Source organism: Aneurinibacillus terranovensis DSM 18919 (assembly GCF_000430625.1).
In the GTDB taxonomy this organism is placed as follows: domain Bacteria; phylum Bacillota; class Bacilli; order Aneurinibacillales; family Aneurinibacillaceae; genus Aneurinibacillus_B; species Aneurinibacillus_B terranovensis.
The window spans coordinates 213,076-234,367 of the sequence record NZ_KE387171.1; the positions used below are offsets into that span (position 1 = coordinate 213,076).

The 21,292-nt window shown below is 45.2% G+C and carries 23 protein-coding genes; all 23 read right to left on the reverse strand.

The genetic code is table 11. From position 1 onward, the window contains the following. Positions 1 to 33: 33 nt before the first annotated feature. Positions 34 to 2,364: a ribonuclease R gene (rnr, locus tag H525_RS0116605; protein WP_027417101.1), complete on the reverse strand. Its 2,331-nt coding sequence runs from the start codon at positions 2,362 to 2,364 to the stop codon at positions 34 to 36. 34 nt (positions 2,365 to 2,398) lie between these two features. Then, on the reverse strand, positions 2,399 to 3,154 hold the full coding sequence (locus tag H525_RS0116610) for an alpha/beta hydrolase (RefSeq protein ID WP_027417102.1): 756 nt from the start codon (positions 3,152 to 3,154) through the stop codon (positions 2,399 to 2,401). Beyond that, complete coding sequence (locus tag H525_RS0116615; RefSeq protein WP_051331112.1) at positions 3,144 to 3,932, reverse strand: alpha/beta hydrolase; 789 nt, start codon at positions 3,930 to 3,932, stop codon at positions 3,144 to 3,146. Before H525_RS0116615 ends, H525_RS0116610 begins: the two co-directional genes overlap by 11 nt. Before the next feature lie 61 nt (positions 3,933 to 3,993). Then, entirely contained in the window at positions 3,994 to 4,230 is a 237-nt protein-coding gene (secG, locus tag H525_RS0116620; protein ID WP_027417104.1) for a preprotein translocase subunit SecG, read from the reverse strand. Positions 4,231 to 4,307: 77 nt separating this feature from the next. Then, positions 4,308 to 4,736: a Fur family transcriptional regulator gene (locus H525_RS24505; protein WP_051331113.1), complete on the reverse strand. Its 429-nt coding sequence runs from the start codon at positions 4,734 to 4,736 to the stop codon at positions 4,308 to 4,310. A 148-nt stretch (positions 4,737 to 4,884) separates the two neighbouring features. Then, positions 4,885 to 6,174: a phosphopyruvate hydratase gene (gene eno / locus H525_RS0116630; protein ID WP_027417105.1), complete on the reverse strand. Its 1,290-nt coding sequence runs from the start codon at positions 6,172 to 6,174 to the stop codon at positions 4,885 to 4,887. A gap of 98 nt (positions 6,175 to 6,272) precedes the next feature. Beyond that, a complete protein-coding gene (gene gpmI, locus H525_RS0116635; protein ID WP_027417106.1) occupies positions 6,273 to 7,805 on the reverse strand; it encodes a 2,3-bisphosphoglycerate-independent phosphoglycerate mutase in 1,533 nt (510 codons plus the stop codon). Further along, entirely contained in the window at positions 7,802 to 8,575 is a 774-nt protein-coding gene (tpiA, locus tag H525_RS0116640) for a triose-phosphate isomerase (protein WP_081413459.1), read from the reverse strand. Before tpiA ends, gpmI begins: the two co-directional genes overlap by 4 nt. A 7-nt stretch (positions 8,576 to 8,582) precedes the next feature. Continuing rightward, positions 8,583 to 9,767, reverse strand: coding sequence for a phosphoglycerate kinase (locus tag H525_RS0116645; RefSeq protein ID WP_027417108.1), 1,185 nt, complete (start codon positions 9,765 to 9,767; stop codon positions 8,583 to 8,585). 83 nt (positions 9,768 to 9,850) lie between these two features. Continuing rightward, complete coding sequence (gene gap, locus H525_RS0116650) at positions 9,851 to 10,855, reverse strand: type I glyceraldehyde-3-phosphate dehydrogenase (RefSeq protein ID WP_027417109.1); 1,005 nt, start codon at positions 10,853 to 10,855, stop codon at positions 9,851 to 9,853. A gap of 31 nt (positions 10,856 to 10,886) precedes the next feature. Beyond that, the gene (locus H525_RS0116655) at positions 10,887 to 11,942 is read right to left on the reverse strand and encodes a sugar-binding transcriptional regulator (RefSeq protein WP_027417110.1); all 1,056 of its coding nucleotides are present in this window, start codon (positions 11,940 to 11,942) and stop codon (positions 10,887 to 10,889) included. A gap of 131 nt (positions 11,943 to 12,073) precedes the next feature. Then, positions 12,074 to 12,364, reverse strand: a complete 291-nt coding sequence (locus tag H525_RS24510; RefSeq protein WP_051331114.1) for a glutaredoxin family protein — start codon at positions 12,362 to 12,364, stop codon at positions 12,074 to 12,076. A gap of 430 nt (positions 12,365 to 12,794) precedes the next feature. Then, a complete protein-coding gene (gene rpoN / locus H525_RS0116665; protein WP_027417111.1) occupies positions 12,795 to 14,189 on the reverse strand; it encodes an RNA polymerase factor sigma-54 in 1,395 nt (464 codons plus the stop codon). A gap of 229 nt (positions 14,190 to 14,418) precedes the next feature. Next, positions 14,419 to 14,757 (reverse strand): molybdate ABC transporter substrate-binding protein, encoded by a 339-nt coding sequence (modA, locus tag H525_RS26580; protein ID WP_245590508.1) that lies wholly within the window; start codon positions 14,755 to 14,757, stop codon positions 14,419 to 14,421. 156 nt (positions 14,758 to 14,913) lie between these two features. Then, complete coding sequence (gene nifV, locus H525_RS0116680; RefSeq protein ID WP_027417112.1) at positions 14,914 to 16,035, reverse strand: homocitrate synthase; 1,122 nt, start codon at positions 16,033 to 16,035, stop codon at positions 14,914 to 14,916. Between the two features lie 25 nt (positions 16,036 to 16,060). Next, the gene (locus H525_RS24515) at positions 16,061 to 16,390 is read right to left on the reverse strand and encodes a HesB/IscA family protein (protein WP_035101631.1); all 330 of its coding nucleotides are present in this window, start codon (positions 16,388 to 16,390) and stop codon (positions 16,061 to 16,063) included. Next, positions 16,387 to 16,632 carry a nitrogen fixation protein NifZ gene (locus H525_RS0116690; RefSeq protein ID WP_027417113.1) on the reverse strand — a complete coding sequence of 82 codons (246 nt, stop codon included), beginning with the start codon at positions 16,630 to 16,632 and terminating at the stop codon, positions 16,387 to 16,389. Before H525_RS0116690 ends, H525_RS24515 begins: the two co-directional genes overlap by 4 nt. 55 nt (positions 16,633 to 16,687) lie before the next feature. Further along, positions 16,688 to 16,996 carry a nitrogenase-stabilizing/protective protein NifW gene (nifW, locus tag H525_RS0116695; protein ID WP_027417114.1) on the reverse strand — a complete coding sequence of 103 codons (309 nt, stop codon included), beginning with the start codon at positions 16,994 to 16,996 and terminating at the stop codon, positions 16,688 to 16,690. Positions 16,997 to 16,999: 3 nt separating this feature from the next. Further along, a complete protein-coding gene (locus tag H525_RS24520; protein ID WP_245590503.1) occupies positions 17,000 to 17,764 on the reverse strand; it encodes a HesA/MoeB/ThiF family protein in 765 nt (254 codons plus the stop codon). A 29-nt stretch (positions 17,765 to 17,793) separates the two neighbouring features. Next, positions 17,794 to 18,249, reverse strand: coding sequence for a DUF269 domain-containing protein (locus tag H525_RS0116705; RefSeq protein WP_027417115.1), 456 nt, complete (start codon positions 18,247 to 18,249; stop codon positions 17,794 to 17,796). Beyond that, entirely contained in the window at positions 18,239 to 18,631 is a 393-nt protein-coding gene (gene nifX, locus H525_RS0116710; protein WP_027417116.1) for a nitrogen fixation protein NifX, read from the reverse strand. The genes H525_RS0116705 and nifX overlap by 11 nt, the downstream gene beginning before the upstream one ends. Positions 18,632 to 18,634: 3 nt before the next feature. Then, positions 18,635 to 19,951, reverse strand: coding sequence for a nitrogenase iron-molybdenum cofactor biosynthesis protein NifN (gene nifN, locus H525_RS0116715; RefSeq protein WP_027417117.1), 1,317 nt, complete (start codon positions 19,949 to 19,951; stop codon positions 18,635 to 18,637). Next, positions 19,942 to 21,291, reverse strand: coding sequence for a nitrogenase iron-molybdenum cofactor biosynthesis protein NifE (nifE, locus tag H525_RS0116720; RefSeq protein ID WP_027417118.1), 1,350 nt, complete (start codon positions 21,289 to 21,291; stop codon positions 19,942 to 19,944). The genes nifN and nifE overlap by 10 nt, the downstream gene beginning before the upstream one ends. Position 21,292: the final 1 nt, after the last annotated feature.

Consider the following 21,292-nt stretch of genomic DNA (forward strand, 5'->3'; position numbering starts at 1 on the left):
AGCCCCTTTTTATTTCGATAATGGTTGTTGTTCTTACTTTTTCTTCTTTTTCTTTACCGATTTCGGAACGCCCGACTTTTTCTTCTTTTTCTTCTCGATCGCTTCCATCCAGAATGGATTATCCTTACCGGAAGCGGGTTTTCCTGGTTTTACCTTTTGCTTCTTGCGCTCCGGACCCTTTACGGCAATAATGCGGGGCTTTCGCTTGTCTCGATCGCCACTCGCATTCTTTGTCTTTTTCAGACCCACCACTTCAAAATCAATTGTATGCTCGTCCACATTCACATTTACGACTTTGACGCGGATCTCATCCCCAATGCGAAACACCCTGCCTGTACGTTTGCCAACCAGAGCATACTGTTTTTCGTGAAAATCATAGTAATCATCCGTCAGGTAGCTGATATGCACCATGCCTTCAATCGTATTGGGGAGTTCAATAAACATCCCAAACGACGCCACACTGCTGACAATCCCGTCAAATTCCTGATCCATATGCTGCAGCATATACTCTGCCTTTTTGAGGTCATCGGTTTCACGTTCCGCATCTACGGCATTGCGCTCCCGTTCAGAACTATGTTCAGCCACTTCCGGCATTTTCGTCTGCCACTCCTCGATTCGTTCGGGAGTAAATCCACCGGGTTTTAACGATTCACGAATCATCCGGTGGACGATGAGATCCGGATACCGGCGAATGGGCGAAGTAAAATGCGTGTAATATTCAGTAGATAATCCAAAGTGGCCTTTATTTTCCGCTTCATATTTCGCCTGCTTCATTGATCGGAGCATGACTTTTGAAATGACGATTTCTTCAGGTGTTCCTTTGGCTTCTTCTAACAACGTCTGCAGCGCCCGCGGGTGAATGCTGTTCGCTTTGCCCCGTACAAAATACCCGAAATTGGTGACAAATTCGAGGAATGTCTGTAAGCGGTCACTATCCGGGTTCTCGTGAACACGATAGATAAACGGAACCCTCATCCAGTGAAAATGCTCAGCCACTGTTTCATTTGCGGCAAGCATGAATTCTTCGATAATTTGCTCGGCAATCGTACGCTCGCGCATTTTCACTTCCGTTGGTTTTCCTTCTTTATCAACAAGAATTTTTGCTTCTCCGAAATCGAAGTCAATCGCTCCGCGCTCCATTCGCTTATGGCGGAGAATCAACGCAAGTTCCTTCATCAAGATAAAATGGTCGACTAAATTGCCGTACCTTTCAATTAACGCCTGGTCGTTTTCCTCCAAAATCCTATAGACGTCGGAATACGTCATTCGCTCATTCGTGCGAATCACACTCGCATAAATCTCATGGCGGACTACTGCTCCTTCCTTATCCATTTCCATATCACATGTTAGCGTAAGGCGATCCACCTTTGGATTCAGGCTGCAAATCCCGTTTGACAGACGGTGCGGGAGCATCGGAATCACACGGTCAACCAGGTAGACACTTGTTCCGCGATTGAACGCTTCTCTATCAAGTTGAGAGTCTTCTTTTACATAATAGCTAACATCGGCAATATGGACACCCAGGAGGTAATTTCCGTTCTCAAGCATCTCAATGGAAACCGCATCATCGAGGTCCTTCGCATCCGCTCCGTCTATCGTGACCATGATGCGGTTTCGCAAATCACGCCGGCCCTGAATTTCTTCTTCGCTAATGGATTCGGGCACCGCTTCCGCTTCCCTCATAACGTCATCAGGAAACGATTCAGGCAGCTGATACTTGCGGATAATGGACAAAATATCAACGCCGGGGTCATTTTTATGGCCAAGGATTTCCACAACTCTTCCTTCAGGATTTCCGCGCCCGGTTTCCGGAAACTTCACAATTTCCACAACTACTTTATGTCCATCCACCGCCCCCAGCGATTCACCTTTAGGAATAAAAATATCCTTAGATATGCGCTTATCATCCGTTACGACAAAACCGTAATGCTTCTCATCCTGATATGTACCAACTATCTGCTGGTTGCCGCGCTGAACAATCCGTACGATATCCCCTTCCAGGCGGGGACCATGTCTGTTCGGATTCAACCGAGCCAGCACAATATCGCCATTTAATGCACCATTCATGTCGTTCGCGTGAATATAGATGTCAGGCATTCCCTTCTCTTCAGGAATGACAAAGCCAAATCCCTTCGGATGACCCTGCAGCTTCCCGCGGATTAAATTCATTTTCTCGGGGACACCATATCTGTTGGTACGCGTTCGGATGACCTTCCCATCGCTTTCAAGCTGGTTTAACAATGTAACGAATTCTTTAAAAGAGCCGGCCGAATCCACGCCAAACACTTCTTCTAATTCACCTACCGTCATTGGACGATACGCTTGTTCTCTCATAAAAGTCAGAATTCTTTCGTCGTTAGGCATACTTATCCTCCTTTACACAAACATTAGCCATCTTCTATTTTTTCTCCGGAATCACGCGGGAAATAAATGCATGTACGTCCCGAAAAACCTGTTCCCGTTCTCGATCCAGGGTGAGAATATGGCCTGAGTTCCCGTAATATTTCAGTTCTTTATAGTCTGCACCAATCTGAGAATAAATATAACGTGCACTGGCGGGTTCTATCGTTTCATCATGTTGAGACTGCAGCACAAGTACAGGGGTTTTCACCAAGCCTATTTCTTTCTTTACAACCCGAATTAATTCCCAGAGACTGGCGACACAGACGAGAGGGAATCGCTCATACGGAAACATCTCTTTCTCAATGTGCACTTCTTTTTTGTCTCCCCGCGGGATAAACGGTCTAAGATAGTGTACATATTTAGCCCATTTAATGCGCTTATCCCGCACTTCGATGGGCGTGTTGAGCGAAATAAGAGCATCCACCGGCCTATGGAGGGTTAACCGTAGCGCAAGCAATCCTCCCATCGATAAACCGGCAGCAAACACTCGCTTACATCCAAACGAGGCAAGCCGATCATACCCCTGCAGAACGCTCTTCCACCAATCCTGCCAGCGTGTTTGTTTCATTTCCTCGGGCACGGTTCCATGTCCGGCCAGCAGCGGCGCATGAACGGTATAACCTTGATTCTGAAAAAAACGGCCCATTGGTTGCATTTCTGCTGTACTCCCGGTAAATCCGTGAATGAGCAGCATGCCCGTTTGCGCTCCTTCATAAAAAAAGGATTCCGGCGAACGCGGTTTAATTTTCATGCCCCGACTCCCCTTTCTCTTCCCCTTTACCCGTTAAGAAGCGGTCGATTAACATAAGTAAACGTTTTTGGTCACGGTCGTGGCATATAATGTGCTTTGATTCGGGCAGGATATGCAGCTCCTTTTCCCTGGATTGAATGGTATCGTAGATATACTGCGCACTGCGCGGCTCTACCAGATTATCTTGGCCCCCCTGAATGATTAACGTTGGTACCGTTATGTGAGAAAAGTCGTTTTTGAGCACTTTAATCAGATGGCGAAAATGAATAATGGACCTGGGAGGAGTTGCTGTGGCCTTACTTAAATATCGCCGGAAAAGCTCCCTGCTTTCCGCTGCATAAGTAAAATTGCTCTTAATAAGGGAAGCCACATCTTTAAAAAGCTGTTGGGGATTAATGTAAAAAACGCTTGCGTTGAGCAGAACAAGCTTGGCAACCGGATATTTTACAGCAAGATGGGCCGCAATCATCCCGCCCATCGAAAATCCGATAAGATACACCTTATCACAGGTTGAAAGCATATCTTTTAACGGGATCTCTGCGGATTTAATCCAGTCCTGCCATGTTACCTGTCTCATCGAGGCCGGAGGATTGTCGTGTCCGGCTAAAACCGGCATTTCAATGCGCCATCCGCGACCGGCAAAATGAGCCGCGACCGGTTCAACTTCATAAGGACTTCCCGTAAACCCATGTATTAGCAGACATCCAATCATCGTAATCGTCCCTTTCTGAAACTGGTCCTGTGCTAATGTAACCTGCCGGCTAAATAAAAACAGCAAGCCTGATGTACTTGCTGTTTCATTACCCTTTTGCCGTGCGTATAAGTATGAGATTGTCTGGTTAGGTACGGGAAAAATAAGCGACTACAATCGTAAGGACTAGAAAACATACGGCGAGAATTACTGTCACTCTATTTAAAACGGCGTCAATTCCGCGCGCTTTCGCTTTTCCCATAATTTGTTCAGCACCACCGGCGATGGCTCCTGAAAGGCCTGCACTTTTACCGGATTGGAGTAAGACAACGAGAATAAGTGCGATTGATACAATCACAAGTAGAATGTTTAAAGCAACTACCATTTTTGTTCCTCCTCTTTTCGGAGCTAGACACTTTTTGCTCCAAATTACTGTACCATAAAAGGGGCCTTTCCTCAAGTTTATTCCTTACCCTTTACCCGACATTCCTGACAAATTCCGTGCAGAACTACTTCTGTTTCAAACGGCGCAAATTGATTCTCGGTAGGTTGGCTAACGTGAACGGTTATATCCCCGCGGTCAATATCCACCAGTTTTTCACAATTTACGCAATGAAAATGGTGGTGGGGGTTTTCACTTATTTCAAAGCGGGAGCGCTCGTCCTGATAATACTCCCGTACAACATCAAGGTCTTTTAACGATTTGAGCGTATTATAGACCGTCGTGAAAGAAAGGGTAGGGAACTCGGGCCGCATAAACTGGTAAATCTCTTCAGCCGTTGGATGGTCAAGACGCATAAGCACGTTAATAATCGCCAAGCGCTGTACCGTAACGCGACCCCCTCTTTCCTTAATCCGCTGAATAACCGTATCAATAATACCTGGATTCATCGGGCTCCTCCTTTCTCATTCCAGTAATTATAATATACTATTTATTAAAAATCATTACAAACAAATCCAGGAAATAAAACAAAAAAGGTGGCACCCTCTTTACAGGGTTACCACCTTTTTTTCGACGTTGTATAAACCGCAAACCGTATTATTTATTTTTCAGGTTATAGAATGCATCTCTTCCGGCGAAACGGCTGATGTATGCCAATTCGTCTTCAATGCGGAGGAGTTGGTTGTATTTCGCCACGCGGTCCGTACGGGAAGGTGCTCCTGTTTTGATTTGGCCTGCATTCGTTGCTACTGCAATATCAGCAATCGTGCTGTCTTCCGTTTCACCGGAACGGTGGGAGATAATCGCTGTATACCCGGCGCGCTTCGCCATTTCAATCGCATCAAACGTTTCAGTAAGCGTACCAATCTGGTTGACCTTGATCAGAATAGCGTTAGCCGTACCCTGCTCAATTCCCTGCCAGAGGCGGTTTGTGTTCGTTACGAACAGGTCATCGCCGACAAGCTGAACTTTATCACCAATGCGCTCGGTGAGTTTGTTCCAGCCGTCCCAATCGTCTTCTGCCAGACCGTCTTCAATGGAAATAATCGGATACTTGTTGACGAGCATTTCGTAGTAATCAATCATTTCTCCCGTCGTTTTTGTTACGCCTTCACCGGCAAGCTCGTATTTTCCATCTTTGTAGATTTCGCTGGAGGCAATGTCAAGAGCAAGCTTTACATCCTCACCCGGCTTATATCCTGCTTTTTCAATTGCGGTAATAATCGTTTGCAGGGCTTCTTCATTAGAAGAAAGATTCGGTGCAAACCCCCCCTCATCCCCAACAGCCGTGTTTAAGCCTTTTTCCTTCAATACCGATTTCAGGCTGTGGAATATTTCAGCACCCATGCGCAGCGCGTGAGCAAAGTTATCTGCACCCACAGGCATTACCATGAATTCCTGAATGTCGACGTTATTATCCGCGTGTGCGCCGCCGTTGAGGATGTTCATCATCGGAACCGGAAGGGTTTTCGCGTTGAATCCTCCAAGGTAGGCGTATAACGGGATATCCAGGTAATCGGCAGCAGCCCGTGCAACGGCCATGGAGACACCCAGAATAGCATTGGCGCCGAGTTTCCCTTTGTTTTCGGTTCCGTCAAGCTCAATCATCATCTGGTCAATCCCGATCTGGTCCAGTGCATCGTATCCAGTGATTTCCGGCGCAATAATGTTATTTACATTATCAACTGCCTTAAGTACACCTTTTCCCAGATAGCGTGTTTTTTCCCCGTCGCGAAGTTCGACCGCTTCGTGGACACCGGTAGAGGCGCCGGATGGAACAATAGCCCGGCCTTTCGCACCGGATTCTAAATACACTTCAACTTCTACCGTTGGATTTCCGCGGGAATCAAGGACCTCGCGTGCGTATACATCAGCAATAATTGACATAGCGCTACTTCATCTCCTTATTTTATGTATTGTAGGGCAGAAAAAAGGTAGGACTTTCCTCTCTCATGCTGCCTTGTACCACTTGGCCATACAGTTCATTAAAAAAGTGGGGTTCCTGTCATTTCTTTAGGTTGTTCAACTCCCAGCAATTTTAAAATCGTGGGCGCAATATCCGCCAGAATACCGCCTTCACGCAGATGTACACCTTTCTTCGTCAAAATAAACGGAACCGGGTTAGTCGTATGGGATGTCACAGGATTCCCATGCTCATCAAGAATAATATCGGCATTTCCGTGATCCGCGGTAATCATCGCCACACCACCTTTCGCCACGATAGCCTCCGTTACTTTACCGACGCATTCATCCGTTACTTCGACCGCTTTAATGGTAGGCGCCATCTTTCCGGAGTGGCCAACCATATCGCAGTTAGCGAAATTAAGGATAATGACATCGGGCGTATCCTGTTCGATTTCCTTAAGAAGCGCATCCGTTACTTCATAAATGCTCATTTCAGGCTTTAAATCATAGGTAGCAACTTTCGGCGAGTTGATCAGGATTCGTTTTTCTCCGTCAAATTCTTCTTCTCTGCCGCCGCTGAAGAAGAACGTAACATGCGGATACTTCTCGGTTTCGGCAATGCGAAGCTGTTTCAGGTGGTGCTGGGCAAGTACTTCACCGAGCGTATTATCCAGATTGGTCGGCTGGTATGCCACATAGCCATCCACAGATTCACTAAACTTCGTCAGGCAGACAAAGAACAAATCGCGTGGAAACTTGTCGCCCCGGTCAAACCCCCGGAAGTCTTCATTTGTAAACACCTGTGAAAGCTGGATCGCACGATCAGGACGGAAGTTAAAGAAAATGACGCTGTCGTGGTCTTTCACAGTCGCGACGGGCATTCCATCTTCGTGAGTAATAACCGTAGGCATGACAAATTCGTCGTAGACGCTCTTCTCATACGATTCACGGATCGCTTTAACCGGGTCACTGTAGTGCGGCCCTTCGGCGTACACCATGGCTCGGTAGGATTTTTCCGTACGCTCCCACCGTTTATCACGATCCATCGCATAATAACGGCCCTGTACTGTGGCGATTTGTCCAACGCCGATTTCCTTAATTTTTTCCTGGAGCTGCTCAATAAACTTGACAGCACTGTCAGGTTCTACATCCCGACCATCGAGAAAGGCATGAATGTAAACCTGCGTTACGTTCTGGCGTTTGGCCAGTTCCAGCAGTGCAAATAAATGGTCAATATGGCTATGGACACCGCCGTTGGATACGAGACCATATAAGTGCAAAGCGGAGTCATGTTCTTTCACATTGTTAATAGCATGGAGAAACGTTTCGTTCTCAAAGAATCTGCCTTCCCTAATTTCTTTCGTTACGCGAGTAAGTGACTGATACACAACACGGCCTGCTCCTAAATTAAGATGGCCCACTTCTGAATTTCCCATCTGTCCGTCGGGGAGGCCTACAGATTCTCCGCTGGCACCGAGCCTTGTGTTTGGGTATTCCTTCATATAGCGGTCATAATTCGGCTTATTGGCCTGATTCACAGCATTGCCGTAATCTTCTTCCCGCAGTCCGAAACCATCCATAATAATTAATGCAACAGGTTTGGGTCGGTTCATGATGTTTTGCCTCCTACTACAGCTTCCACCAATTTTAAGAATGATTCAGGAGCCAAGCTTGCTCCGCCGACGAGCGCGCCGTCAATATCTGTTTCAGACATATACGATGCGATATTCTCCGGCTTAACCGAACCGCCATATTGAATGCGAACCTGGTCAGCCACCTGCTGGTCAAACGCGCCGGCAACCGCAGTCCGGATGAAAGAAATAACATCCTGCGCATCCTGGGCAGACGATGATTTACCGGTTCCAATCGCCCAAATCGGTTCGTATGCGATGATAAGTTTTGCTGCTTGCACGGAAGTCAGGCCTTCAACCGCAGCCAGCACCTGCTTGCGGACAAAGTCTTTCGTTTGGCCCGCTTCACGCTGGGTTAAATCTTCGCCTACGCAAACGATTGGCGCCAGATTGTGGGCGAACGCGGCTTTTACTTTTTTATTGACCGTCTCATCCGTCTCCGCAAAATACTGCCTGCGCTCCGAGTGACCGATAATGACATACTGCACGCCAAGGGATTCCAGCATTACCGGACTTACTTCGCCGGTGTATGCACCGGACTCCTCCCAGTGCATATTTTGCGCACCGATCCCCACAGGAACATTTTTCAATTCATCGACAAGTGCAGGCAAAGCAATAAACGGAGCGCAAATGACCGTATCCACTTGGGATTTATCCGCATGAAGTCCGCTTACCTTGTGTGCAAACTCCTTCGCTTCGTCTACTGTTTTATACATTTTCCAGTTTCCCGCAACAATGGGTATACGTTTCACTATTTTCTCACTCCTTATCTGCTAATACGGCAACACCGGGAAGTTCTTTCCCTTCCATAAATTCCAGAGAAGCCCCGCCGCCGGTGGAAATATGGCTCATCGCCTCGGCAACACCGGCTTTTTCGACCGCAGCGACCGAATCACCGCCGCCAATAATGGTTGTCCCTTTCACTTCTTTTAGTGCTTGGGCAATTTCATTCGTTCCTTTAGCAAAAGCATCCATTTCAAACACGCCCATCGGACCGTTCCAAATCACCGTTTTGGATGTAACGATAGCTGCTCTGTACCGTTCAACGGTTTTCGGGCCGATATCCAATGCCTGCCATCCCTCAGGTATCGCATTTACATCCACGACTTTCGTGTCGGCATCGTTAGAGAATGCGTCCGCTACCACCACGTCAACCGGAATGAGGAAAGTAACCCCTTTGTTTTTTGCCTTCTCCATAAACGATTTCGCAAGGTCTACCTTTTCTTCTTCTAAAAGCGAGTTTCCAACGTCGTAGCCTTCCGCTTTTATAAACGTATTGGAAAGGCCTCCGCCTACAATTAACGTATCGACTTTCTCCAGTAAATTCTCGATGACACCAATTTTATCTTTAACTTTGGCTCCCCCGATAATGGCCGTAAACGGACGTTCGGGGTTGGACAAAGCTTTTCCCATAAATTCAATCTCTTTTTCCATCAGGAAACCGGCTACACTTTCTACATACTGTGCAATACCGGCGGTCGATGCATGGGCCCGATGTGCGGTTCCGAACGCATCATTCACAAACAAATCAGCCAATGATGCAAATTGTTTGGAAAGTTCTTCGTCATTTTTTTCTTCGCCAGGATGGAAGCGGACATTCTCCAGCAGCAGCGCATCACCGTCAGCCAGCTTATTGACTGCATCGCGAACGTTGTCACTATACACCTCATCCAACTTAATAACATCCCGCCCGATTAATTTTGCCAGCCGGTCCGCAACAGCGTTTAAACGCATTTCCTCCACAACTTTTCCCTTTGGACGCCCGAGATGGCTTGCCATGATAATACGGGCTCCATGCTCCATCAGGTACTGAATGGTTGGAAGTGCGGCGCGAATGCGTGTATCGTCTGTAATCCGGCCGTTTTCCATCGGGACGTTGAAATCGAAACGGCAAAATACACGTTTTCCTTTTACGTCTACATCACGAATTGACTTTTTGTTCATGAAAAGCCCTCCTTAAATAAAGCGAAAAGAGGAGAGAACAAGCTGTGTTTTCTCCCCCTCCATGACTTTATTTATTTTATAGTTTATAGACCTTTTTTTGCAACAAAATTAACCAAATCGACTACGCGATTAGAATAGCCCCACTCGTTATCGTACCAGGAAACAACTTTTGCCATATTGCCTTCGATGACCATTGTAGAGAGCGCATCAATTGTAGAAGAACTAGGATCTCCATTGTAATCTTTAGATACAAGAGGTTCTTCAGAGTACGAAAGAATACCTTTGAGCGGACCGTTTGCAGCTTCTTTCAATGCTGCATTGATTTCTTCAACGGTTGTGTCTTTTTCCAATTCAGCAACTAAGTCAACCACAGATACATTGGGGGTTGGTACGCGCATGGCAAACCCGTTTAATTTTCCTTTAAGTTCAGGCAATACAAGAGCTACGGCTTTAGCGGCGCCCGTTGTAGTTGGGATGATGGATTCAGCAGCCGCACGCGCACGACGCAAGTCTTTGTGCGGAAGGTCAAGGATTTGCTGGTCATTTGTGTAAGAGTGGACAGTTGTCATCAGTCCGCGCTTAATGCCAAACTTGTCATTCAATACTTTAGCAAATGGAGCCAGGCAGTTTGTTGTACAAGACGCGTTGGAGATTACACTGTGCTTAGCAGGGTCATACATGTTTTCATTAACACCGAGTACGATGGTAATGTCTTCGTTTTTAGCCGGTGCGGAGATAATGACTTTTTTCGCCCCTGCTTCAAGGTGTTTTGCTGCATCTTCGCGGTTTGTAAAACGGCCTGTTGATTCAACGACGATGTCAACGCCCCATTCCTTCCAAGGAAGTTTGGCCGGATCGCGCTCAGCCGATACTTTGACTTCATTATTGTTGACCACAATGCTGTTCTCACCGACACGAACGTCCGCTTTTAACGTTCCATGAACGGAATCGTACTTCAAGAGGTGAGCAAGGGTAGCAGCATCTGTCAAATCGTTTATACCGACAATTTCAATTTCCGGATTGTTCAGTGCTACACGAAATACGTTACGTCCAATTCTACCAAATCCATTAATCGCAACTTTAACCATTTTTATTTCCTCCTTTTATTATTAAACGTTCTTAGCGCAGCCGTTCTTCATCAAGCTTTACACCATCCACCAATAATTCACGCATAGCGGCCTCATCCGTCACAAGAACGTAATTATGCCTCTGCTGAATATAAGATAGAATGGCTTCCGCTTTACTTTTTCCTCCGGCGACGGCAAGAACAGTATCTAACTTTTCTACATTCTCCATCTGCATGCCCATCGTACTCATGCGGTAAACAAGCTCACCGATCCGATTGAAATAATATCCAAATACTTCGGAGACAGCATTTCGCTCCTTTAGTATGTGAATGATTTCCTCTTTCAAACCACGGCGGCGCGACATTTCTTCCGCTTCACCAATGCCGTGCATCAGAATACGTGCATTCTCAATTAAATCAAGCACATCAGAGATGGTGGGGTCTCGTTTCACATTGCGCCGGACTTCTTCCTCCATGACGTCCGGTATATGTAAAAGGCGGTAAGAAGCGTTCAATTCACGCGCCATTCGGGCAGCAATGGTATTCGCCTGGATATCCACTTCTTCACCAAGCGCTCCCCGGGCAGGCACCACTTTAACTCCCCGAATGCCGCTGAGAGGATGCAGATGATTAGCCACCCCTGCCATAGTGGTTCCGCCTGTTACCGCAACAATGGAGTCATCGGTTAAAAGGCCCATAAGTTCAATTGCAGCGTGACGTGCCAAATCATCCTTTACCCATTCACTTTCATCCGCATTGCCCGGGACAATCACAACACGGCGAATTTGCAAACGCTTGGCCATTTCCCTTTCAAGAAATCCAATGCCCCCTATTTCCTTCCAAAACGGATGGAATTCCTCAAGCATCTGATCTCCGTCAGGTGTTACATACATGCCGGCACGATTGTAATCAATCAGTTGCTGTTCCCGTAAAAAATCAACTTCACGTCGTATAACCCGTTCTGTACTTTGGAGCACATCGGCCAGCATTCTTCGTCCGACCGGCTGAAGCAGCCGGATCTGACGCAAAATCCTGTACCGCTTCTCCAGCATATCAATGGCTTCAGGCGAGATTCGTTGGAGTAAAGAAATCCATGTAAAATCAGGCAATCGTCATCACCTTTTCACAAGGGACTCGTAATGTCCCTATGTGTTATTTTTTGTCCCAGTAGGGTGTTAAAAAAAACCTGTTACTAAACAGGAATTTATTTCCCACGTTTATATTATCAAAAATCATCATTTTATTCAACTCGTTGTTCCAACTTTCGCTCGTTTACCCGTGCTTCTAACTCCCTGCGCAGCCACAATTCCGCCATTTTTGAAACAAACACTTTGTCTCCATCAATATGGACGACAGGGATCAACAAATGATATTCCTTTTGGATGGCTTCATCCCGCGTAATATCGAACATCTCAAGTTGGATAGGAAAATCCTTCGCTACTTTTTCTACCTTCTCCTTCACCTGTTCACACAGGGAACAGCCTGGACGGGTATAGATTGTGATATGAAACGGTTTTTGCTTCGGGAGCATGTGATGTTACCTCCGTCGTCTTTTGCTTTCTGTATTTCTCCAACGTTATTTTCTCCTGCAGCGTTGAGTTAGCCAAACGTAAAACCTAAAGGTAGTGGGCAATAGAATCGTTCCATTCCATTGCAGACACCAGCTCGTGTGTTTACGTTTCGGTTACTCAGGCGATTCAGATCCAAAAGGTGATAAACAATGAAATTGCGATGAATGCTAAAGAAAACGTTCCTAGATGCACCGAAATCCGTTTATTTTTACTTTTTTCCCGCAGATCAGTGCTCCTCTGGAGTTTGAGGACGCTTTTAGGCCCGACTGTCTCCCTCTTCGAACTACCCCGGATGTTTCGGGCCGGTCCCCAAGCGGAAGATGATCACGGACAGTGGCGCTTCCGCGCAAGGGAAAACTCCGCAAAAATAGAACGAATTCGATGTATCTGCTAAAAACGTTTCCTCTTAGAAGACGCCGCAATACCTAGTTCCTCTCTATATTTTGCAATCGTGCGGCGAGATATTTCAATCCCTTCCTTCACAAGAGTATCCATAATCTTTTGGTCGGAAAGCGGTTTTTTCTTGTCCTCCGCATCAATCATTTCTTTTAATTTTTTCTTCACTGTGAGCACGGAAGCGGATTCTCCATCCGAGCGTCCTAACCCAGTCGTAAAAAAATACTTTAATTCAAATAATCCACGCGGTGTTTGAACGTATTTATTGCTGGTGGCACGGCTGATCGTCGATTCATGCAGCTCGACCTTCTCTGCAATATCCCGCAGTGTCATCGGCTTAAGACCTGTTACACCTTGTTCGAAAAAATCTTTCTGTTGATCAACAATCGCCTGGGTGACTTTATAAAGTGTGATACGGCGCTGTTCCATACTTTTTATCAGCCACATGGCCGAGTTTAACTTATCCTGAATATAGCGCTGGGCGGAATCGGCCTGACTTTCCTGCAGCATCTGTTTATAAAAACGGTTAATCGTTAAATTCGGGGTCATCCCTTCGTTAACCAGTACAATATAATCATTACCCACTTTCTCTACCGTGACATCGGGAACGATATACCGCGGCGTACCACCGCCGAAGCCACTTGCCGGCCGGGGGTTTAACGTGCGTAAATAATCGGCAACTTCCTGAACTTCTTGCAAAGTAACCCCGTATACGCCCGCAATCTTCTGATAGCGTTTCTCCGCAAGATCCTCCAGATGATTTTCAACAATAGTGTAGGCCAGGGTAGAGTAGTAAGGGTCGGCTTGAATTTGTAGCAGCAAGCACTCTACTAAATTTCTCGCTCCCACCCCAACTGGATCGAGACTTTGCAAAACTCCCACCATTGCTCGTATTTCTTCCTCGGTAACGAAAAGAATTTCCGCAGCCTCCTCGTTACTAATCATCAAGAAACCGTTTTCATTTAAATTTCCTATGAGAAACTTCAAAATGCGGTGCTGCAGTTGGCTTATGTTTTTCATCATCGCAATTTGTTCAAGCAAGTGGCTTTCCAGCGTTGTTTCATTCGCACTTACAAAATCGAGCGGGTCATAGTCGCGGTCTGTACGAACACCACGGGAAGCATACGTTTCATCACCCGTCGCCCGAACACGCGCATATTCCTGCCAGTCAATTTCCGGTTTTGCAACTTCTACTTTCTGCGCTGGTTCCACAATGAATTCGCGGTCCTTTTCCGTCAAGTCCAGCACCGGATTTTCGTTGGCCTGCTGGTGGAGAAAATCAAGCAAATCGACAGCAGAGTATTGTAGAATAGTTATCGCCTGGCGCAATTCAGGTGTCATGACCAATTTCAATGTCTGCTGTTGATATAAACCGAACCCCATTTGCAAGTGGCATCACCTTCTATCTTTACTCTTGTTATAGTCCGTAAATTATTTATATGATTAATTATACAACAAATGTGTTATTATTTCTCTAGCAAAAATCCTGCCAATTGCAAAAAAATTAAAAAAAATATATAAGGCGTTGACCTTGGGGCTTTGGGACGCAATATTTCTTTTCTTTTTTGGATAATTCGTCTTAATAACGAGCATTCTTTTTTCTGGAAAATCCATCTTTCTATGACCCCGTTCTTTCCAAGGAGAACCATACTTTTAAAATTGCTTTTCCTTTTTCACCTGTTAGATATTCAAGAAAGACTTTGGCTTCTTCGGTATGGGACTTCATTTTTTGCAAAATCGGAATGGGAATCGTTTTTAATGAGTTTTTTTCTTGGAGGTTATCCATGTCTTTTTTACTTGCAGATAAGAAAATATCCGATGGGGCTCCTTGCTCAATTTGCTGAGCTAGTTTACCTGAACTGCCGAAGTTATATATAAGACTGATTTCCGGGTGCTCATTCTCAAGCGAAGTTTTAAGTTCATTAAGTGCATCCGTTAAACTTGCTGCTGAGACAATAAGTTCTACTTTTTTCGCAGGGGCAGGTTCTTTAGATGATTCAGACGCAGTCTGTTTCGAATGAACAACCGACCAAGATCAATATTAATAGGCAAAGTGTGATAGGATACAGGCTTGCCTTTTTTATCATCCAGACAGCCTCCTGCTGAATTATCTTCACACCATTCGTCTTAAAAGATCCTTTAATTCTACCGCGTCAATCGTACGTTTGGTTTTATTGGCAATCGCACGCACACACTCTACCAGTCTATTGCCTTGATTTCTATCTATTAAAATGCCTTCTTGTGCCAAGAAATAGGCAATCGCACTAAACCCTGAATGCTTCCCTAAGACAAAGCGGTGTTCCGACCCTACTTCCACCGGATCGAAGCTTTGATAAGAGGAACGATTTTTCAGCAGGCCATCCACATGAATACCTGACTCATGAGCATACACCATCGAACCGACGATCGGTTTGGATTCTGACAGCAGCCTTCCCGATGCCTGGCTGACAACTTGTGCAAGCTGAGGAAAATACGTAGTTTCGATATCCACCCGCCCGTGGTACAGATGCCGCCAGGCCATGACCACCTCTTCCAGCGGAGCGTTCCCTGCGCGTTCACCTAACCCTAAGATCGTCGTACTGGCCCATGTTGCACCTGCTGCACAGGCAGATAACGTATTGGCAGTCGCCAAACCAAAATCATTGTGGCAGTGAATCTCCAACTCTATATCTGTTGGACATGATTTTTTTATCGCAGCGATGCGTTCATAGGCTGTAAATGGATGAAGGACAGATACCGTATCAGCATAGCGAAATCGTCGAATCCCATCATCATATAAAACATGGATAAGCCTACTGATATATTCGGTATCCGCACGCGAAGCATCTTCAAACCCGATAGAAACATGTAAATGATATTGCTGCGCATAGGAGACTGCCCGACGGATCCGGGTCACTATCTGTTTTCTGTCCAGTTTTAATTTTGCCTGCATGAGTATATCAGACGTCGGAATAGACAGGTGGACCCAATTAACTCCAGTCTTGCGGGACGCATCAATATCTTCCATCATGGCGCGATTCCAAGTTAATAATTCCAACGGGAGCTCCATATCCACAATGGAACGAATAACCTTCTGTTCTTCTTCTCCCATTGCGGGTATTCCTACTTCTACTTGTTCAATGCCTGCTTCCGCCAGCAAGCTCACAATATATCTTTTTTCATCCGGGGTAAACACAACACCTGCGGCCTGTTCTCCATCCCTTATTGTTGTATCGCATAAATGAATATGGTTCACAAGATACTTCCCCTCTCTGGCAAAATCAGTGACAGTTTGTATCCAGTACGACTTTACATTTCGAACAAGGAGTTATTTGGTGTTGAATAACAAAGCCTTCGCGGTTGTCATGTTTAAAATAATCGACGATGGCATCACTTAAATAATGAAAGGATTCAAAATCTAAATATATCTTTAGATTTTCTTGCGAGAGAACCGCATCCCCAGGCATCCTGGCATGTTCCCAACCGAACTTATATTGCAGTTCACAGCCTTTCCTTCTTGCACAAATGCGTATTCCTAAATCCCCGTCGCTGCTCTGCAATCTAATAATTTCTCCCGCCCTTTCGATGGCTTCTTTCGTAAAACGAATCATCTGCTCTTTTCCTCCCCCGCAAAAAATTGTAACTCTCTTTCCAAGCACCCAACCATATACCCATTATCAAAACAAACGGTATAAACAAGTATATCTTGCAAAAAATACCCATAATCAACAACAACTCCGGTTTGCCCTTGTCTGATAATAATTTCCCCTTTATCGATACCAGGAAATGTTCCATCGTTTCGAATATCTTTTGTCGTCATAACGGTGTCTTCAAGTTCAAATTTATAAATCACAGCTCCCCCTCCTTCTTTGACGTATAAGTGCAACTAAGGCTATCGCCTGCGCTAGTCAAGTTTTCTTTATCATATCAATAGGGATAAACACTGCATTTGATTGATAAAAAACAGGAAATACCTTTTCTTTTAGAGGAGTGGATTGGACAAAATCATCATAGGCTTGGCGGAGTAAATGGCGCTGTTTTTCCCATACAGCTGGGTCTACCGGAATGGCTTTATGTAGTTGTTCTTCTTCCATATACTGTCTAAATCGTTTCAGAATGTGAAGCCGTGAAACACTCACAACTTTATTGTCATAAGGAACCTGATAATAGTGGAAGAAATCCTCTGCATCGTGTAAATCGTTCAATGGGTTATTCACCGGCTACTCCTCCTTTCCTGAACAGCAGTTACAATTGGAATTGCGTTTTATCGAAACCGAATAGGCACTAAAATTCAAGGTGTCAATCCGGTAAAGTTTGTTTGCATAAGGGGTTCCTATCCCTGAAATGAGTTTTATCGATTCAATCGCAGCAAGACATCCGGCAATCCCTGATGTTGCCCCTAAAACCGGGAAGCCGAGTGGTTCCCATGGATGGTTTTGATCAGGATAGATGCATGCCAAACAAGGTGTCTTTCCAGGCACTATAGTGGTTAAGGAAATTTCCATTCCATACATGGCAGCCTCAACCATCGGTTTACCATAATCAACACACAGACGATTTAATTCATAGCGCTCTGGAAAATCGTACCGGGCATCGATCACAATATCAGCCGATTGGACCCAGATTTTAGCGCGTTCATAATGAATTCGCTCAGGATAAGCCTCCACGCACACTTCAGGATTAATTCGTTTTAACGACTCAACAGCACAGTCAATCCGTGTTTCTCCAACTTTACTGTTATCCATTAAAATCTGGCGGTTTAAATCGGGGAGTGAAATTTGACCTTCATGGGCGATGATGAGCTTGCCTATCCCTGCGGCAGCAAGATAAATCGCGGCTGTTCCTCCTAAACCGCCAATTCCGGCAATAAACACTGTAGAATCATTTAACTTGCGCTGCCCTTCTGTTCCGAGCAGCTGCAATTGCCGACTAAAGCGAGCACTTGGTTCGAAGGCAGTTTCCTGTTCCTTTACCCTTACCATCATCTCACTCCCCTTTTGTTTGGATCGTTGATTTATAATGTTTTTATTTCCGGATACTTCTCAAGCATGGTTAGTCCGGTTTTTACATAGGATTCTCCTTTTTTTTCCACCTTATCTATCTGAGTGAAGGAAAATTGTTGGGTTCCCCGAATACCCTTATTGATCAAGATGAGACTGCCGGAGTAGACCAGTGACCGTCCAAATCCTTCATCATTCAGTTCAACCATACTTCCCACAATGCTTCCTGTCATTTGTTCAATCCGTAGAGCAACGGCTTGAAAAAATAGAGAGATTTGAGCTTTTAGTTTTTCACTCATTTGTCCGCACGATATCATCTGCTGCTGTTCTTCTTCCGACAGCAAAAACGTTCTTTTTAGTTTTTGCTCCGGTGTAAACTTACGATACGTACCGAGAGAATCATAAGAATCTATCACTTTGATTAAACAATCCAAGAATGGAGATTTCGAATGATCCAATTTAGGATTCATGCGCCGGTTCCTTCCCCTCATTATTATTCAGTGCTTTTACCAGCCATAATGGCGGCTTCGTTTTCAGCATGGTTAATAAGCGGTCTAACTGTCCAAGAATGGATGCCTCATGCTCTACTTTTACAGGCATAATTTTATTGCGTGTAACACGGGCCGCTGCAGATGCTCCAATCTGGGTAATAAAAATGAGGGTACAGTCCTTAATGGCATTTAACCTTGCATCAATTTTCCCTAACTCATCGTCTGAAAAAGCCTCTTGAACTTGTCTTGTGGCTATCCACGTAAATTTTTCTGTTGTCACCTCATATATGGCAAACGATTCACAATGGCCAAAATGACTGTTAACTAGTTTCCCATCATCTGTTGCAAAGGCTACTCTCATTATTTATAATTCACCCTCTCCACGTATCAATTCGTTTCCGATCTTTATCACCATCTCTGTTGTTCCCCGATAACCGATGCTTGTAAAAAGCGATGCCCCTAAGCGGTCGAATACCGGAAATCCAATAGAAATAAAGTTTGCCTGTTTGCGGGTTGCCCCCTGCCTTCCATGTGAATTACTAATCCATAGATTCGCTCCCTCTGCCAATTCTTCTACATCTTCAAAATCTCCAATCCAAACTTCGTCATCTATCTTATCCAAAATGGGAGTTTTCATGGATGTTACGAGCCCCTGAATCCCTATCCCGAGTTCTTTTAACAAGCACCATATGCTGTAAAGATGATCGGGTTCCAAAGCTGCGACAGCCGAACCTTCTGAAGAGTAAAAATGGGCATCAAGCATAGAATCAAGCAAATTTTCACGCTGCAAAAGATATTTCAAAGGAAATGATTCCATCTTAATCGAATCCAAGAAACGAAAAAATTCATCATTAGCCTGCAACCCTATTAAACTAGGAAAGATCCGGTAAGGAATTCCTGCAAACTCTTTTAATTTTTTCGCCGCCCGCTCCATACTGGAGCCGACTGCTATCGTAAAACCTGCCGTTACCATTTGGAATAAATAATCCAGCGATACCCCTCCGCGGCTGAGCGGGGAAAAACCTGTTAACAAGTGTCCGGATAAAGAAGCTGATAAATCCGGGATCGTAATGACCTCAAACCCAAAAGCTGAAATAATTTCTTTTAACTCCATGACATCGCCGGGTGTTAAATGGGATCCGGGAAGTAAATTAATCCGGTTTCGGACCTTTTTTTTACGCAATCGATCACTCGTCTCCCTGATAACACTCAGTATAATGGCCTCAACAGTTTGACTATAACCCGACTCCAATGAACCCTGAAAATCGGGCAGCGAAACAGGAACGATCAATCGATTCTTGGGTGGTCGGTTTTTTACGTATTCCTTTATCGTTCCTTGTATATCATCGCCGGCAACTTCCGTTAAACTTGTGCTAAATAATGCGACAATATCCGGGTTATGCTTGGCTATAACACGCTCCAACGCTTCTTTTAAACTTCTATCCGCGCCAAAAATTACATTCATTTCCTGTAAGGCGGATGTCTGAATTGCAATCGGTTCACGATAATGGCGGGTCATCAACGATTTAATAAAAGCCGCACATCCTTGAGAGCCATGGATAATCGGGATCGAACGGTAAAAACCTTGTAAAGCAATGGTGCCTCCAAGCGGTTGACTGATTTTTAAGGGATTTATAGAAACGGATTTGTTTTTCTTTTTTACCGTCATAGTTACTGCCATCCTTCACAAGGCCCTTCTCGCTGTACCAATTGCCATACAGGATGCTGGAGAGCATGCACCAGATGTTTGGCAAGCCGTTTCAATCCCGCGTATCCAGCATAAGCAGAATGCCTTTCTTGATTAATATCGAGGAACGGTATCTGTTCTTTAAGTGCTACATACATGTTGCGGCCGCCGGCAACGATGATATCTGCTTTTTTATCCCGCACCGTTCTTAATATTTGACTGGCGCCGCCTTCCTCAATTAAATTCGCCTTATCCCCTACCCGATCGATAATTCTGGAAACATCTTCCTTGGAACTTTTATTGATTCCAACGCCCACAACTTGAATACCTAGCTCCTGTAGGGCGCTGATAACGGACCAGCTTTTTACTCCACCAGTATAAATAACGGCACGCTTGCCTTTCAAAATTTGGCGGTATTGGGTCAGATCCCGATCCAATTGTTCCTCTTCGTCTTTAATTAATTGATTAACGCGTTTCTCCAGTCCATGATCATTGAGCAGGTAAGCAATTTGCCGCAGAGAAACACTGGTCTCGCGTGACCCATAGAAAGAACCTTCAAAATAAGGAATATGGTAACGTTCCTCCATTTTCCTTGCCATGCTGACCAGGGCACGGCCGCACACTACCATATTGACTTTAGCCAGATGAGCCCGGCGAATTTCATGAAATCGTGCATCGCCTGTGATTTTGGATAAGACGCGAATCCCAACCCTATCAAATAACGACTGAATATCCCGGAATTCTCCGGCGATATTATATTCACCAATTACATTAATATCATAGGGAGTCGTCTCAACTGAATCATCCGTACCTATGACATATTGAAGCAGGGCTTCACCAGCAAGCCGATTGCCAAGATTTTTACTTCCCACAAATCCCGGACTGTTGACGGGAATGACAGGAATTCGCCACTTGTCGGATTCACTTTGACAAATTTTATCCAAATCTTCACCTATCAAAGCCGTCACACAGGTTGAATAGACGAAAACAGCGGGAGGATTGAAACGTTGCACCAGTTCACCTATCGCTTGTCGTAATTTATTTTCACCACCGAAAATAATGTCCTGTTCACTTAAATCGGTTGTTAATCCGTATTGGTAAAGGGAGGGGCCTGAAGACAGGCTCCCTCTCCCTTCCCAACTGTTTCCGGCACATGCCAGCGGACCATGAACAAGATGGGCTGCATCGGTAATAGGAACGAGTGTAATTTGCGCACCATCGAAGGAACAGCCACCGGCGGCTTCACCTGGTTTAGGCCTGGGACATCCTTTGTGATCCGGTTTATTATGTTCACATGCTGACTCTTGAAAGGCTTCTACTACTTGACGCTTCACT

Bases quoted from the DNA above. Each gene is read 5' to 3' on its own strand.
- H525_RS0116705 (WP_027417115.1), bottom strand. From the start codon at position 18,249: ATGAATCCTAAATTGGATCATTCGAAATCTCCATTCTTGGATTGTTTA.
- H525_RS24520 (WP_245590503.1), bottom strand. From the start codon at position 17,764: ATGATGGTAAGGGTAAAGGAACAGGAAACTGCCTTCGAACCAAGTGCT.
- eno (WP_027417105.1), bottom strand. From the start codon at position 6,174: ATGTCAATTATTGCTGATGTATACGCACGCGAGGTCCTTGATTCCCGC.
- gpmI (WP_027417106.1), bottom strand. From the start codon at position 7,805: ATGAACCGACCCAAACCTGTTGCATTAATTATTATGGATGGTTTCGGA.
- H525_RS24510 (WP_051331114.1), bottom strand. From the start codon at position 12,364: ATGCTCCCGAAGCAAAAACCGTTTCATATCACAATCTATACCCGTCCA.
- nifN (WP_027417117.1), bottom strand. From the start codon at position 19,951: ATGGCAGTAACTATGACGGTAAAAAAGAAAAACAAATCCGTTTCTATA.
- H525_RS0116645 (WP_027417108.1), bottom strand. From the start codon at position 9,767: ATGAACAAAAAGTCAATTCGTGATGTAGACGTAAAAGGAAAACGTGTA.
- H525_RS24515 (WP_035101631.1), bottom strand. From the start codon at position 16,390: ATGATTCGTTTTACGAAAGAAGCCATCGAAAGGGCGGGAGAAATTATT.
- nifX (WP_027417116.1), bottom strand. From the start codon at position 18,631: ATGAGAGTAGCCTTTGCAACAGATGATGGGAAACTAGTTAACAGTCAT.
- rnr (WP_027417101.1), bottom strand. From the start codon at position 2,364: ATGCCTAACGACGAAAGAATTCTGACTTTTATGAGAGAACAAGCGTAT.
- H525_RS0116610 (WP_027417102.1), bottom strand. From the start codon at position 3,154: ATGAAAATTAAACCGCGTTCGCCGGAATCCTTTTTTTATGAAGGAGCG.
- gap (WP_027417109.1), bottom strand. From the start codon at position 10,855: ATGGTTAAAGTTGCGATTAATGGATTTGGTAGAATTGGACGTAACGTA.
- H525_RS24505 (WP_051331113.1), bottom strand. From the start codon at position 4,736: ATGAATCCAGGTATTATTGATACGGTTATTCAGCGGATTAAGGAAAGA.
- secG (WP_027417104.1), bottom strand. From the start codon at position 4,230: ATGGTAGTTGCTTTAAACATTCTACTTGTGATTGTATCAATCGCACTT.